The sequence below is a fragment of the Methylomonas paludis genome (assembly GCF_018734325.1).
GTDB classification, from domain to species: domain Bacteria; phylum Pseudomonadota; class Gammaproteobacteria; order Methylococcales; family Methylomonadaceae; genus Methylomonas; species Methylomonas paludis.
In genome coordinates this window covers 1,424,063-1,438,628 of sequence record NZ_CP073754.1, presented here as the reverse complement: position 1 = coordinate 1,438,628, position 14,566 = coordinate 1,424,063, and the positions used below count along the sequence as shown (strand labels likewise).

Below are 14,566 nucleotides of genomic sequence, written 5' to 3'. Positions count from 1 at the left end.
GGATATATAAAATGCAAAAAAAAGACTCATGGCTATTACCGGAAGGCATAGACGAAGCCTTACCGGCCCAGGCCAAACTGATAGAAGGCTTACGGCGTAAACTGCTGGATACCTTCGCCTGTTGGGGCTACGATCTGGTAATACCGCCTTTTGTGGATTTTCTGGATTCACTGCTGACCGGCTCAGGACACGACCTGGATCTGCAAACCTTTAAACTCACCGACCAGATCAGCGGCAAACTGCTCGGCGTACGCGCCGACATGACCCCGCAAGTGGCCCGCATCGACGCCCACAATCTCAAACACGACTGGCCGACCCGCTTATGCTATTTCGGCACCGTACTGCATACTCTGGGTGATCCGCTGGAAAAAACCCGCGCGCCCATGCAGATAGGTGCAGAGCTGTACGGCCATACCGGCATTGAAAGCGATTATGAAATCATCAGCCTGATGCTGGAAACCCTGGCCCTGAGCGGCGCAGAACATGTGCATCTGGATTTGGGCCATGTCGGCATTTACCGCACCCTGATCGAAGCCGCCGGTTTAGCAGCCGAGCAGGAAACCGAGCTGTTCGATGTTTTACAACGCAAAGCCCGCAGCGATCTCGACGAACTGCTGCGCAACCTGCCGATAGCCGAACACTACAAACAGCTGTTTAGCGTATTACCCAACTTGAATGGTGGCCGCGAGGTACTCAGCAAGGCCTTGACTTTACTCAACGCCGCCGAGCATCCCGGCATCAGTCAGGCACTAACAGATTTACAAAACGTTGCTGATCACTTACAGCGCAATTTTCCGCTGTTGCCTATCAGTTTTGATTTGGCCGAATTGCGTGGTTACCATTATCATACCGGCATGGTGTTTGCGGCATTTATCCCCAGCATAGGCCGGGAAATTGCCCGTGGCGGCCGCTATGACAACATCGGCAAAGTTTTTGGCCGGGCCAGAGCCGCCACAGGCTTCAGTGCCGACCTCAAGGTACTGGTTAATCAGTATAAAACCAGTGTCGAACCGCAAACCAGTCAAATTATTCTGGCGCCGCACAGCACAGATACCGACTTAATTCAGACCGTACGCGACTTACGCGCCGGCGGCAATACCGTGATTCAATTCCTGCCGAATCAATCCGGCGCAGCCAAGGATTTAGGCTGCACCGCCATTTTGGAAAAACAAGATCACGGCTGGGCTGTTAAACCATTAGCATAAGGTTAATATTAAAAATTATGGGAAAAAACGTAGTTGTAATTGGTACACAATGGGGCGACGAAGGTAAAGGCAAACTCGTCGATCTTTTAACAGAACAAGCAGCGGCAGTGGTACGGTTTCAAGGTGGCCATAATGCCGGTCATACCCTGGTCATCAACGGTGAAAAAACCATATTGCATCTGATCCCCTCCGGCATACTGCATGAAGGCGTGCAATGCTTGATCGGCAACGGCGTGGTACTGTGTCCGGAAGCCTTGTTAAAAGAAATTGAAATTCTGGAAAAATCCGGGATACCCGTACGCAACCGCCTGAAAATCAGTGAAGCCTGCGCCCTGATTCTGCCGGTGCATATCGCCATAGACCAGGCCCGCGAAAAAGCCAGAGGCAGCAAAGCCATCGGCACCACCGGACGCGGCATCGGCCCGGCTTATGAAGATAAAGTGGCCAGACGCGGTCTGCGGGCCGGCGACCTGTTAAATCCGCAAGAATTTGCCAAACGCCTGCAAGAACTGGTGGCTTACCACAACTTCATGCTGGTTAATTATTATCAGGCCGAACCGGTCAGCTACGCAGCCATACTGGAAACCACGCTGCAACTCAGTGAACTGATCATACCCATGCTCACCGATGTCGGCGAAGAACTGCAAATGCTGCAGGAACAAAACCATAACATTCTTTACGAAGGCGCCCAAGGCGCATTGCTGGACATCGATCACGGCACTTATCCTTATGTCACCTCATCCAACACCACCGCCGGCGGTGCAGCCACCGGCACCGGGATTGGGCCATTGGCTATCGATTATGTGCTGGGCATCACCAAAGCCTATTCCACCAGAGTGGGCAACGGCCCCTTCCCCACCGAACTGCATGATGCTTACGGCGATCATCTGGGCGTGAAAGGCCATGAGTTTGGCGCCACTACCGGCAGAAAACGCCGCTGCGGCTGGTTTGATGCCGTATCGATGCGTAAATCCGCGCAACTGAACAGCCTGAGCGGCATCTGCTTGACCAAACTGGATGTCCTGGACGGCCTGGATAAAATCGGCATCTGCACCGCTTACCGGATCAACGGCGCCCTGACCAGCACTGCACCACTGGGTGCCGATCAATACGCGGCATGTGAAGCCGTGATTGAAGAACTACCCGGCTGGTCCAGTTCTACCGCCGGTATTACCGACTATGCCGCCTTACCGGAAAACGCTAAAGCCTATATCGCCAGAATTGAAGCCCTGGTAGGCGTAAAAGTCACCATTTTATCCACCGGCCCGGATCGCAACGAAACCATCGTACTGGAAAGCCCATTTGCCGCTTAAAACCAGTGGTTGACCAATCTTATTTTGACGGATACCTGATAGGATATGTCCAACGCAGTGATGCGCATCATTCGCACACCATGCGCCCGCAGAGTCGGCACATCCAAAAGATCGGTCGACTACTATTGATACGCCAATGTGATATAACGGATAAGGCGTAGGATGCGCTGAACGCAGTGATGCGCATCAATCGCACACCATGCGCCTGCGGAGTCGGCACATCCTTTGGCGCTGCCGGCAAACCACTAGGTAGCTAAGGTGGATTTGCCGCCAGGCAAGCCACCAATATTTCTAAATTGAGACTTTGTTCACATTAATAAGTATAAATACCTAGGTATTTATACTTATTATCATGATAAACTAATAAATGCAGCAATAAGCATTGCATCTGCCAAATTTGGCATAACAAACTCCTATAATGTCACGCATTTGTCAAGTTATGACAGCAAAATACGCAGTTTAGTGGTCATTTTGCGGCATTTAAGCCCAAAAACCGCCTAAAACAAACTGGCATGTGTTATGCTTATAGTTGCCTATAAATTATCGATTAATATACACCTTGTTTAAACGGAATGTTACCAAGGCGCAAACAACATGGACACTTAACCAGAAAATAATATACGTTAAGCCACCAACAGGATTTTTATGATTGTTAAAACTATTAAAGGTCAAATGTTAGCTAAATCACTTTTATCTGCCGTAATACTGGCGCTCTCCGGCAACGCTACCGCCAGTATTGTTATCGGCGACATTATCGCCACCTATGTGGCAGATGGCGGCAGTTCTTTTACGATTGAAAATACCAGCGGCTTCGATCTGACTAATGTGGTTTTCACAGGCGATGGCGGCGGTAGTTTTGTCGGAACTTTGAACGCTAACAATGTCGCGCCCGGTCACAGCGTAATCACCTACTTCGGCCAAACAGGCACCCCTTTTCAAAAGGATTATGACGACTTTTACAATGGTGGCGAGAATAACGTCTATACCTTGACCGCCCATTGGCACAATCAAACCGTCACCGCCAGCTTTACCCCGCTGCACAATTTATCCGGCCACTTTGTCGGCTTTCTGGGTAATGAGATCGGGTTTAATGACGCCGACTGGGACGTTTCCGCTAAAGTCGCACTGATCACAGCAGCCACTTCCGTGCCTGAAGCAGATCAATCAGCCTTATTGCTGCTGGGCCTGCCCATGCTGGCTTGGGCTGCACGGCGCAAGTCAAGCCAAAACGGCTAATAAAAAAGGGATAACCGGGACCGGTTATCCCCTAAAAAAACGATTGGCGTTTTCGCCACCAGCCACCCCCCAAAACTTCTCAGCCCATTTAACCTTTTGCTACCACAAACCACCCCGTAGCCTCGATGCAACGCAGTGGAATCGAGGGATACACAGCACAGCCTCTGGCAAATTAGAAAAACTGGATTCGCCACCCCCCCAAAAAAACTTCTCAGCCCGTTTAATCTTTTGCTACCACAAACCACCCCGTAGCCTCGATGCAACGCAGTGGAATCGAGGGATACACAGCACAGCCTCTGGCAAAGTAGGCAAGCCGAATTCGCCACCAGCCCCCCCCCCAAAAACCTCTCAGCCCGTTTGACCTTTTGCTACCACAAACCACCCCGTAGCCTCGATGCAACGCAGTGGAATCGAGGAATACACAGCACAGCCTCTGGCAAAGTAGAAAAACTGGATTCGCCACCAGTCCACCAAAACCTCTAACATTCCAACAAATCAGCAGCAAACCCAAAACCACCAAACGCTAAGCCCTCAACCCATACTCAAATACCGCTCACCCGTATCGTGAATAATAGTCACCACCGTTTTACCTTTCCCTAATCGAGCGGCAACCCGCAAAGCCGCATAAACGCTGGCTCCGGAAGAAATCCCGGCTAAAATGCCTTCGCTTTGCATCAACTGCTTACGGGTAGCAAAAGCCTGTTCCGTGCTGACCAGTTCAATAGCATCTATCAAATCCACATCCAGATTTTTGGGAATAAACCCCGCACCTATGCCCTGAATTTTATGCGGACTATGCACGCCACCGGAAATAACCGGCGACTCGGCAGGCTCCACAGCAATAACCTGAAAATGCGGATTACGGTTTTTAATCACATCAGCCACACCGGAAATAGTGCCACCGGTACCGACACCACACACAAACGCATCAATTTGCCCACCGGTAGCCGACCAGATTTCCTGCGCCGTGGTCTGACGATGAATTTCCGGGTTAGCCGGATTTTCAAACTGCTGAGGCATAAACGCCCCGGCAGTTTGCTCGACAATAGCCTGGGCCTTGCGGATGGCTCCGGTCATGCCTTCCGCCCCTGGGGTCAACACAATTTCCGCCCCATACAGGGCCAATAATTGCCGCCGTTCCACCGACATGGTATCCGGCATGGTGAGGATGCAATGATAACCCCGTACCGCAGCAATCATCGCCAAAGCAATACCGGTATTTCCAGAAGTAGGCTCCACTATTGTGCCGCCGGATTTCAGCCTGCCGGCTTTTTCCGCAGCCTGGATCATCGCCATGCCTATTCTGTCCTTAACCGAGCCGCCGGGATTGCGCGACTCTAGTTTCACCAGTACCGTTGCCGAATCTGCATCGACCAGGCGTTGCAGTTTAAGTAACGGAGTATTGCCTATAAGTTGCGTTAGATTACTTGCATTAGGCATTGCAGCTCCTCACCTGACTTTATTTTTCCAATTTAAATGCCAAAAACAAAGGATTACCGTTGCGTTGCACCAGCACAGCGATGGATTTACCGGCCGGCAACTTATTGACCAGTTTATTAAATTCAGCACTATCACGCACGCTAGAATTTTGCAAGCGCAAAATCACATCACCGGGTTGAATGCCGATATCCTGCGCAGCACCCTTGCCCACTTTCTGCACCAGCACCCCATTTTTCTCCACCTGTAATTGCTGGCGCTGTTCGGCAGTCAAATCACTGACGCTGATACCCAAACGATTATTGGCAGTATCGGCAGGTGAGGTAGTGTCATTAGCCTGAGCCACCGCCTGTTGCGCCGGCAGCAAGCCGATTTTAACGCTGATATCCTGTTTTTCACCCTGACGAATAATTTTCAGTTTAGCGGCTTCATCTATTGGTGTGACACCCACCCGTGGCGGCAATTCGCCGGAAGTTTCCACCACCTGACCGTTGAATTCAACAATCACGTCACCGATTTGCAAACCGGCTTTTTCAGCAGGGCCACCGGGAATCACTTTGGCAACCAGCGCACCGTGCGGTCTGTCCATACCAAAAGACTCGGCCAATTGCCGGGTAACATCCTGAATCTGTACACCCAACCAGCCGCGTGAGACTTTACCCTTGGTTTTGATCTGTTCCACCACATTCATAGCCAGATCGATAGGGATGGCGAAAGACAAGCCCATATAACCGCCGGAACGGCTGTAGATTTGAGAATTGATACCCACCACTTTACCCTGCATATTGAATAAAGGGCCACCGGAGTTACCGGGATTGATAGCCACATCGGTTTGAATGAACGGCACATAATTACCGTCCGGCAAGCTGCGGCCCTTGGCGCTGACAATACCGGCAGTCACCGACTGATCGAAGCCAAATGGCGTACCGATAGCCAATACCCATTCACCAACCTGTAATTGATCGGGCGAGCCGATTTCCACAATCGGCAGGTCTTTGGCTTCGACTTTAAGCAAAGCCACATCACTGCTCTCATCCAGACCTATCAATTTAGCCACCAGTTCGCGGCGGTCTTTGAGTTTAACAATAATTTCAGAAGCGTTATTCACAACATGAGAATTGGTCAGAATATAACCGTCTTTGGAAATCACAAAACCGGAACCCAGCGAATTGGTTTCACGCGGCACCACCCCACCCCGGCCTGGGCCTTGAAAATAGCGGCGGAAGAATTCTTCCATTTCCGGCGGGACATCCTGCGGCAGTTGTTGTTGCTGATCGGCTCCCGGAATTTGGGCATCCGGCGCTTTTTGAGTGGTACTGATATTAACCACCGCATCGCCGTTGTTTTTAACCATTTCAGTAAAATCCGGCAACTGAGCAAAGCCGGTATTACTCAGCAAAAAGAAAATACCTATTCCATAAAACAGCTTTCTAAGCATGTTGACTCCAAATCATGATAAATAAAAAAACTTTCCATACCGGGGGTGTGCTGATCGCCGCCCAATGTGCATAATCACCCCTAATGGAATGATAACCATTATATTTAGCCCAACTTACGCCTAATAGCCGGAAAATACTAGCATTTAGTTGCAAAAAAAATCAGCACCTCACGTCCTGATCGGGCTAAACAAGCTGTTAGAGGCTTTTTTCCCGAAAAAAATCCGTAGCCACCAGCAAACACCGCAAATTATGCCGAAATATTGGGGAGAATTTAAGTTTTTTAAAGGCTATATATCAGCACTCAGCATCCATACAAAACAGCTAGTGGTAGGATCAGCTAAACGCAGTGCAGCGCATCAATCGAAGCCAGATACTTATTTAAACTGTTCAAGCAAAGTTACGCAGAGTAATGACGGCTGATTTCTGCTTATAAAGGTGAACAAAAATGCAAACGTAGCCTCGATGCAGCAACGCGGAATCGAGGATGTAGGCCGCCAATACCTCGATGCCCCCAGCAATGTTTGCTAGTAACCCGGCACTCAAGCATCCCAGGCAACGATAGGTGCTAAACCCAATGCAGCCTATCATGCCAAGCCAATGACCAATCGAATAAAAAATCAAGCAATCTTACGCGAAGTAATTACTAAAAAACCATGTATTTTAGTAGAATTAAAGCATGGAAATAATCGACAACATCAATCACCTGTTAGGTGAAAACCTAAAACGGACTATCAAATCGAATTCCAAACTTAAAATTGCCGCATCCTGTTTTTCAATTTACGCTTATGTCGCGCTAAAACGCGAGTTGGAAAAAATAGACTCATTAGAGTTCATTTTTACCTCACCGACTTTTGTGCCTGACGAAGTCAGCGACAAAATAAAAAAAGAACGTAGGGAATTCCATATTCCCAAAGCTGGACGTGAGCGGGATTTTTTCGGCAGCGAATTTGAAATTCAGCTTAAAAACCAACTAAGCCAACGCGCGATAGCCAAGGAGTGCGCGGACTGGATACGGCGCAAGGCCACTTTTCGGTCAAATAATAGTAAAGCCCCCATGCAGCAATTTGCCTGTGTAGCAAATAAAGATACAGCGGCTGTCTATACCGCCTTACACGGTTTTACTGCGGTCGATCTGGGCTACCAACAAGGTAATGCGGTTTCAAATTTTGTCACTAAAATTGACGAACCAACCCACACCACCATGTATCTCAATTTATTCGAGCAAATCTGGAATGATAAAGAAAAGCTGGACGATGTGACTGCCAGACTCAGCGAGCACATTACCGCGGTCTATCAGGAAAACTCGCCTGAGCGCATTTATTTTCTGATGCTTTACAACATTTTCAATGAATTTCTGGAAGACCTGAATGAAGATGTATTACCGAACGACCGCACTGGCTACCTGGACAGCCTGATCTGGAAAAAACTCTTCAATTTCCAACGGGATGCCGCCACCGGCATTATCAATAAACTGGAAACCTACAACGGCTGTATCCTGGCCGACAGCGTAGGCTTGGGTAAAACTTTCACAGCTTTGGCGGTTATTAAATACTACGAACTGCGTAACCGTTCGGTACTGGTGTTATGCCCTAAAAAGTTGGCGGACAACTGGCTAACTTATAACCGAAATCTGGTAACTAATATTTTCGGCAAAGACAGATTTAATTATGACGTGCTTTGCCATACCGATTTACAAAGAACCAGCGGCGAGTCCTTCGGGACACCTTTAAATCGTATCAACTGGGGCAACTACGACCTGGTCGTCATAGACGAATCGCATAACTTCCGTAATAACGATGCCTATAAAGACAAGGAAACCCGCTACCAGAAACTGATGAATGCCGTCATCAAACAAGGCGTAAAAACCAAAGTACTCATGCTATCGGCCACACCGGTCAACAACCGCTTTAGCGATTTACGTAATCAACTGGCGCTGGCCTATGAGGGCGATTCAGAAAACCTCAGTCATAACCTGCGTACCGAAAAAGACATAGAAACCATTTTCAGCCGGGCCCAGGCTGCGTTCAACACCTGGTCAAACTTGCCGCCCGAACAGCGCACCGCCAGCGCCATCCTTAGCGCCCTGGATTTCGATTTTTTTGAACTGCTGGACAGCGTCACCATCGCCCGATCCCGCAAACACATCGAAACCTTTTACGATACCGCTGACATAGGCAAATTCCCGCAACGGCTGAAGCCATTATCCTTTCATTGCAAACTGACCAGTCGTTACGATGTCATCGGTTTTAACCAAATATTTAACCAGCTCTCCCTGTTGAAACTGGCGGTCTACGCCCCAGTGAGTTATATTCTGCCCAGCCGTGTGAGCAAATATGAAGATTTATACGATACCCTGGTCGGCAGTGGTAAAACCAAATTCAAACAAGCTGACAGGGAAAAAAGCCTGCAAGCCTTAATGACCACCAATCTGCTGAAACGCCTGGAAAGTTCAGTAGAGGCTTTTCGGCTGACTTTACAAAGTTTAAAAGAAAATCATCAAAACACCCTGGACAAAATCAGCCACTTTCAAAAAACCGGCTTGGCCGACGCATTTGCCGACACCAGCGCTGCTTTTGCCGATACCAACGAAGACGATGAAAACTTCCCGGCACCCGATGACAATAGCATAGGCAAAAAAGTCCAGATCAGTCTGGCAGATATGGATTTACCCTCCTGGCGACAGGATTTACAAGCTGATTTATGGGTGATAGCAGGATTATTGACCGAAATGCAAAAAGTCCAGCCACAAGAAGATTTCAAGTTGCAACATTTAAAAACGCATATCCACACCAAACTAGCTCATCCCATCAACCCCGGCAATAAAAAAATCCTCATATTCACCGCATTTGCCGATACAGCCAACTATTTATATACCCATCTGGCGGACAACCTGTTACTCAGCCACCATTTGCATACCGGCAAAATCACCGGCAGCGATAGCCCCAAGTCCACCCTCAAAAAAAATTATGACTATCAATCATTATTGACCCTGTTTTCACCTCGTTCAAAAGACAAAACCGGCATCTTGCCCGGAGAACCGGCAGAAATAGACATCCTGATAGGCACAGACTGCATATCGGAAGGACAAAACCTACAGGATTGCGACTACCTGATTAACTACGACATCCACTGGAATCCGATACGCATTATCCAGCGTTTTGGCCGGGTAGACCGGATCGGCTCCCAAAACAATTGTATCCAGTTGGTCAATTACTGGCCGGATATTAGTCTGGATGAATACATCAATCTCAAAGAGCGCGTAGAAAACCGGATGATGATTGCCGATGTCACCGCCACTGGCGACGACAACGTATTAAGCAGCCAGTCCCATGACGTAGCCTATCGCAAAGAACAGCTGCGGCGTTTGCAGGAAGAAGTGATAGAAATGGAAGATCTAAAAACCGGCATCTCGATTACCGACCTGGGCTTGAACGACTTCCGTATGGATTTACTGAATTACGTTAAAACCAATGGTAATCTTGCCAATATACCCAGCGGCATGCACGCCGTCGTACCCGCCAATCCGGCCCAGGGCTTAGCACCGGGTTTGATATTTACCCTACGCAACCGCAATCAAAGCATCAACATCAACCAACATAACCGCCTACATCCCTTTTATCTGGTTTACATTGGTCAAAACGGTGAAATCATCACCAATCATACTGAAGTAAAACGCTTATTGGATCTGGTGCGCGCTGCCTGTAAAGGCCAAAGCCAAGCCATCAGCAGCGCTTGCCGGCTATTCAATCAGGCAACCGATGATGGCCGCAATATGCAGGTTTATTCCAATTTGCTCGACCAAGCCATACGTTCAATGGTGGATATAAAAGAAGAAAAAGATTTGGATAGCCTGTTCAGCGGCGGCAAAACGACTGCATTGGTGAATACTATCGCCGGGTTGGACGATTTTGAGTTGATAACCTTCCTGATTATTCAAGATCAAGCATGACTCAAGCCCTGTTTTCTTATCCGAAACAAGCTTTGTTCGGTCGGGTGCTGCCGAAAAATAAAATCTATCAACACACCGCCACCAACAGCACGTTAAAAGCACTGTTTGTGCAACAGATCGAGCAAATTATCTGGCAATACAAACTGGCACCGGAAACCATAAACCTGCCCGCCAAGCCCGGCGTAGCGGAAATTCAGATATTTGACATCAGCCTGAAAACCCCGGAACTGAATGAAGCCGTCTTGCGCTGCATAGACCAGGCCATCCCATTTCCTATCATCTATCAACTCCATTATGCCGAGCGAATTAAAGTCATGGCCGCCTATAAGCGCCCCAGCACCACCGATAGCCACAAATGGCTGGTAGACGCTTATTTAGCCAGTAACTGGCTAGCCCAGGATTTAATTAGGCAGCCCTTGCCCGCTGTGCTGGATTTGGCCTTATTATATGAACATCTGCTGCGCCAATTGATACCGCTGCCGCCGCGCCATGGTGAAGATATACAGCAGCACCTGCAACGCTGGACGGAACTGCAAACCAAACAAGCCGAATGTCAAAAGCTGCAAAACCGCTTACATAAAGAACAGCAGTTCAACCGCAAGGTGGAGCTTAACGCTCAGCTTAGAACATTGCAGACAGAACTGAAGCGACTGCAAAACTAATCTCGTTAAAATAACATATTTGTTATTATTGGCTTATGAAGTATACAATTGTTTATTTCAATGAACGGGTCAGGCAATAAGTGCTCAAATTACCTTCAGGTATTCTGGCTGACTACATTCATTTGACTGATTTAATTCAACATCATGGCACTGATTTACGTATGCCGCATTCGCGGGCGATGGGGGATGGTTTATTTGAATTACGGCCAAAAGGGCCGGAAGGTATAGGCCGGGTATTTTACTGTATGCAACTGGGTTGCACGGTAGTGATATTGCACAGCTTTATCAAAAAAACCAATACCACGCCGGTTGCCGATTTAAAACTTGCCAAAAAACGGTTAAAAGAGGTTAAAAATGCATAACGACGAACATTATCAACCTGTACCACACGATGCCGCATTTAGAGCACAGTTGTTGGCGAATCCAGAGGTACAAGCAGCTTTTCAGGCCAACGCAGCTGAATACGCCATACTCGATGAAATGCTCAATGCCCGCAAAGAAGCCGGACTGACTCAAGCGCAAGTCGCTGAGCGCATGGGCACCAAAGCGCCAGCCGTAGCCAGATTGGAAAACTCCCTGGCTTCCGGCAAACATTCACCATCGATTGATACCTTGCAGAAATATGCCAAAGCCTTAGGCAAAAAGCTGGAAGTGCGTTTGGTATAAACACTGAAATTATGAACAAGCTGAAATTACACACGCCCGATTTTATCCAAGCCAACATCGCCAAACTGGCCGAATTGTTTCCCAATTGTGTGACGGAAACAGGTGATGAACATGCTGAACTGAAATACGCGATTGATTTTGACTTGCTGCGCCAGGAGTTGAGCGGAGTGATAGTGGAAGGCCCGCAGGAACGCTATCAACTCAACTGGCCCGGCAAGCGCGAAGCCTTATTAACCGCCAACGCCCCCATCGCCAAAACCCTGCGCCCCTGCCGTGAAGAAAGCGTGGATTTTGACACTACCCAAAACCTTTATATTGAAGGCGATAATCTGGATGCCTTGAAGTTACTGCAGGAAACCTATCTGGGCAAGGTGAAGATGATTTACATTGATCCACCTTACAACACCGGTAATGATTTTATTTATGAAGATGACTTTGCCGAAAACACCGAAAGCTATTTACAGCGATCCAATCAAAAGGATGAGGTTGGCAATCGCTTAGTGGCTAATAATGAGTCTAATGGCCGATTTCATTCTGATTGGCTTACCATGTTGTATCCTCGCATCAAACTAGCACGCAATTTTCTTAGCGAAGATGGTGTTATTTTTATTTCGATTGACGACAACGAACAGGCAAACCTAAAAAGGTTGTGTGATGAGGTTTTTGGGGAGCAGAACTTTGTAAGCACAATAGTTTGGGAAAAAAGATATAGTCCTCAAAACGCCGTAAAATGGTTTTCTGAATCCCATGATTTTATAATCATATATGCCAAGAATAAAATCAATTGGTATCCGAATTTATTAGCGCGTTCGGACGAAATGAACGCTCGTTATCGCAATCTTGATAATGACCTTCGCGGGGTATGGAAATCAGTAGATTCGACTGCTCAAGCAGGTCACGGAACAAAAAGTCAGTTCTATGTATTGACAGCCCCGAACGGTAAACAACATACTTTACCAAATGGTCGTTGTTGGTTATATACTGAACCCGTTTTGCAGCAAATGATTAAAGATAATCGCATTTGGTTTGGTGCAGATGGCAATAATGTTCCTGCCGTTAAGCGTTTTCTTTCTGAAGTCAAGCAAGGAACAGCTTGTCAGACGATTTGGAAATACGTTGATGTTGGGCATAATCAAGAAGCAAAAAAAGAAGTCAACGATTTATTCCCCGAATCAACTGTATTTGAAACGCCAAAACCTTCTCGTTTAATCAAACGAATATTACAAATTTCAACCGACAAAAACGACATAATTCTCGATTTTTTCTCTGGTTCCGCCACAAGCGCCCACGCTGTCATGCAGCTAAACGCTGAAGACGACGGCAATCGTAAATTCATTATGGTGCAACTCCCTGAAGTCTGTGATGAAAAATCCGAAGCCTATAAAGCCGGCTACAAAACTATTGCCGAAATCGGCAAGGAACGCATCCGTCGCGCCGGACAGAAAATCAAGACTGAAGTTGGCAGGATGAAGAATGAAACAAAACCGGACGGTTCAGTCTTACCCTTAGACATCGGCTTTCGTGTTCTAAAAGTCGACAGCTCCAATATGAAAGATGTCTACTACCAGCCCGATCAATTAAAACAAGGCGACCTGGAACATTTTACCGATAACATCAAGCCAGACCGCACCGCGGAAGACTTGCTGTTTCAGGTATTGCTGGACTGGGGGGTGGATTTAAGCCTACCGATTAGCCAAGAGACTATTTTAGTCAAGGATGAACAAATTTCATCCTTTACAGTGTTCTTCGTTGACGGCAATGCCCTGGCCGCCTGTTTTGACACTGGCATCAACGAAGCTTTTGTCAAGGAACTGGCCAAGCGCCAGCCATTGCGCGTGGTATTTCGCGATGCCGGTTTCAGCAGCGATAGTGTAAAGATTAATGTCGAACAAGTCTTTAAGCTTATTTCACCCAATACTGAAATAAAAGTTATTTAGGACGAGGTTTTTATGAGTCATATTCAGGAAATAAGCACCCAATGCCAAACCCTGTCGGAAGATTTACAAAAACAGGTGCTGGACTTTATCTATTTTTTAGAAGCCAGGTACACGCAGAAGCAAAGTACGGAAGATGTTAATGCCTTGACTGATGCCGAACTTGAACAGGCTTGCGGCATTTTAAAAGCATCTCATGGCGTCAGTCTGGAGCAGATCGATCATAAAAAGCGTAATCCGGTTATTTTAGGGCTAATGGCAGAGGAGTTTGCTATTCCAGATGATTTTGACAAACCTTTGCCCGAAAAACTTATCAATGAATTTTATACGGACGATTTATGAATTTGCTGCTGGATACCCATATTTTGCTTTGGACTTTAGCAAAACCAAAGCAATTACCTAAAAAAGCGGCTGAAGCTATTTATCTTGCAGACACCGTGTTTTTTAGCCCTGTTAATCTATGGGAGATTGGTATCAAATCCACTATTTGGCCGGAGTTTGGAATTAAGCGAATTGAGGATATTCATGCCGGTGCACTTAAGTCCAACTTACAAGAATTGGTGATAACGGCTTCTGATACCATGTTAGCCACACAGTTAGCAATGATACATCGTGACCCCTTTGATCGCTTATTGATTGCCCAATCCCATAACAAACAATATCAGTTAGTCACGGTGGATGACAAAATCGCTCAATATCAATTGCCTTATATCATGAGCGTTTAA

13 protein-coding genes are annotated in these 14,566 nt (G+C 47.4%); 11 read left to right on the top strand and 2 right to left on the bottom strand.

Translation table 11 applies throughout. The features are described from left to right. The first annotated feature begins 11 nt into the window (after positions 1 to 11). The 3 genes from KEF85_RS06560 (at position 12) to KEF85_RS06550 (ending at position 3,754) form a co-directional block, all read left to right on the top strand. Entirely contained in the window at positions 12 to 1,205 is a 1,194-nt protein-coding gene (locus tag KEF85_RS06560; RefSeq protein WP_215584263.1) for an ATP phosphoribosyltransferase regulatory subunit, read from the top strand. 17 nt (positions 1,206 to 1,222) lie between these two features. Further along, positions 1,223 to 2,518, top strand: coding sequence for an adenylosuccinate synthase (locus tag KEF85_RS06555; protein WP_215584261.1), 1,296 nt, complete (start codon positions 1,223 to 1,225; stop codon positions 2,516 to 2,518). Positions 2,519 to 3,163: 645 nt separating this feature from the next. After that, entirely contained in the window at positions 3,164 to 3,754 is a 591-nt protein-coding gene (locus KEF85_RS06550) for a hypothetical protein (protein WP_215584259.1), read from the top strand. Positions 3,755 to 4,285: 531 nt separating this feature from the next. Here the strand turns inward: KEF85_RS06550 and cysK are convergent. Together cysK and KEF85_RS06540 are read right to left on the bottom strand one after the other, a co-directional pair. After that, the gene (gene cysK / locus KEF85_RS06545; RefSeq protein WP_215584257.1) at positions 4,286 to 5,194 is read right to left on the bottom strand and encodes a cysteine synthase A; all 909 of its coding nucleotides are present in this window, start codon (positions 5,192 to 5,194) and stop codon (positions 4,286 to 4,288) included. 19 nt (positions 5,195 to 5,213) lie between these two features. Then, complete coding sequence (locus tag KEF85_RS06540; protein WP_215584256.1) at positions 5,214 to 6,629, bottom strand: DegQ family serine endoprotease; 1,416 nt, start codon at positions 6,627 to 6,629, stop codon at positions 5,214 to 5,216. A gap of 148 nt (positions 6,630 to 6,777) precedes the next feature. Here KEF85_RS06540 and KEF85_RS06535 point away from each other — a divergent pair, with 148 nt between their 5' ends. The 8 genes from KEF85_RS06535 to KEF85_RS06500 all read left to right on the top strand — a co-directional run bounded on the left by KEF85_RS06535 (position 6,778) and on the right by KEF85_RS06500 (position 14,566). Further along, positions 6,778 to 7,050, top strand: a complete 273-nt coding sequence (locus KEF85_RS06535) for a hypothetical protein (protein ID WP_215584253.1) — start codon at positions 6,778 to 6,780, stop codon at positions 7,048 to 7,050. 256 nt (positions 7,051 to 7,306) lie between these two features. Beyond that, positions 7,307 to 10,579, top strand: a complete 3,273-nt coding sequence (locus KEF85_RS06530) for a helicase-related protein (RefSeq protein WP_215584245.1) — start codon at positions 7,307 to 7,309, stop codon at positions 10,577 to 10,579. After that, positions 10,576 to 11,241, top strand: coding sequence for a DUF4391 domain-containing protein (locus tag KEF85_RS06525; protein ID WP_215584243.1), 666 nt, complete (start codon positions 10,576 to 10,578; stop codon positions 11,239 to 11,241). The genes KEF85_RS06530 and KEF85_RS06525 overlap by 4 nt, the downstream gene beginning before the upstream one ends. 80 nt (positions 11,242 to 11,321) lie before the next feature. Further along, the gene (locus KEF85_RS06520) at positions 11,322 to 11,603 is read left to right on the top strand and encodes a type II toxin-antitoxin system RelE/ParE family toxin (RefSeq protein WP_215584242.1); all 282 of its coding nucleotides are present in this window, start codon (positions 11,322 to 11,324) and stop codon (positions 11,601 to 11,603) included. After that, on the top strand, positions 11,596 to 11,907 hold the full coding sequence (locus KEF85_RS06515; RefSeq protein WP_215584240.1) for a helix-turn-helix domain-containing protein: 312 nt from the start codon (positions 11,596 to 11,598) through the stop codon (positions 11,905 to 11,907). Before KEF85_RS06520 ends, KEF85_RS06515 begins: the two co-directional genes overlap by 8 nt. An 11-nt stretch (positions 11,908 to 11,918) precedes the next feature. Next, positions 11,919 to 13,844 carry a site-specific DNA-methyltransferase gene (locus KEF85_RS06510; RefSeq protein WP_215584238.1) on the top strand — a complete coding sequence of 642 codons (1,926 nt, stop codon included), beginning with the start codon at positions 11,919 to 11,921 and terminating at the stop codon, positions 13,842 to 13,844. A 12-nt stretch (positions 13,845 to 13,856) separates the two neighbouring features. Then, complete coding sequence (locus KEF85_RS06505; RefSeq protein ID WP_215584236.1) at positions 13,857 to 14,183, top strand: DUF2281 domain-containing protein; 327 nt, start codon at positions 13,857 to 13,859, stop codon at positions 14,181 to 14,183. Continuing rightward, positions 14,180 to 14,566: a type II toxin-antitoxin system VapC family toxin gene (locus KEF85_RS06500; RefSeq protein ID WP_215584235.1), complete on the top strand. Its 387-nt coding sequence runs from the start codon at positions 14,180 to 14,182 to the stop codon at positions 14,564 to 14,566. The genes KEF85_RS06505 and KEF85_RS06500 overlap by 4 nt, the downstream gene beginning before the upstream one ends.

What these genes read in the sequence shown, in the direction of transcription:
- KEF85_RS06560 (WP_215584263.1), top strand. Translation starts at nt 12, where the DNA reads ATGCAAAAAAAAGACTCATGGCTATTACCGGAAGGCATAGACGAAGCC.
- KEF85_RS06555 (WP_215584261.1), top strand. Translation starts at nt 1,223, where the DNA reads ATGGGAAAAAACGTAGTTGTAATTGGTACACAATGGGGCGACGAAGGT.
- KEF85_RS06550 (WP_215584259.1), top strand. Translation starts at nt 3,164, where the DNA reads ATGATTGTTAAAACTATTAAAGGTCAAATGTTAGCTAAATCACTTTTA.
- cysK (WP_215584257.1), bottom strand. Translation starts at nt 5,194, where the DNA reads ATGCCTAATGCAAGTAATCTAACGCAACTTATAGGCAATACTCCGTTA.
- KEF85_RS06540 (WP_215584256.1), bottom strand. Translation starts at nt 6,629, where the DNA reads ATGCTTAGAAAGCTGTTTTATGGAATAGGTATTTTCTTTTTGCTGAGT.
- KEF85_RS06530 (WP_215584245.1), top strand. Translation starts at nt 7,307, where the DNA reads ATGGAAATAATCGACAACATCAATCACCTGTTAGGTGAAAACCTAAAA.
- KEF85_RS06525 (WP_215584243.1), top strand. Translation starts at nt 10,576, where the DNA reads ATGACTCAAGCCCTGTTTTCTTATCCGAAACAAGCTTTGTTCGGTCGG.
- KEF85_RS06515 (WP_215584240.1), top strand. Translation starts at nt 11,596, where the DNA reads ATGCATAACGACGAACATTATCAACCTGTACCACACGATGCCGCATTT.
- KEF85_RS06510 (WP_215584238.1), top strand. Translation starts at nt 11,919, where the DNA reads ATGAACAAGCTGAAATTACACACGCCCGATTTTATCCAAGCCAACATC.
- KEF85_RS06505 (WP_215584236.1), top strand. Translation starts at nt 13,857, where the DNA reads ATGAGTCATATTCAGGAAATAAGCACCCAATGCCAAACCCTGTCGGAA.
- KEF85_RS06500 (WP_215584235.1), top strand. Translation starts at nt 14,180, where the DNA reads ATGAATTTGCTGCTGGATACCCATATTTTGCTTTGGACTTTAGCAAAA.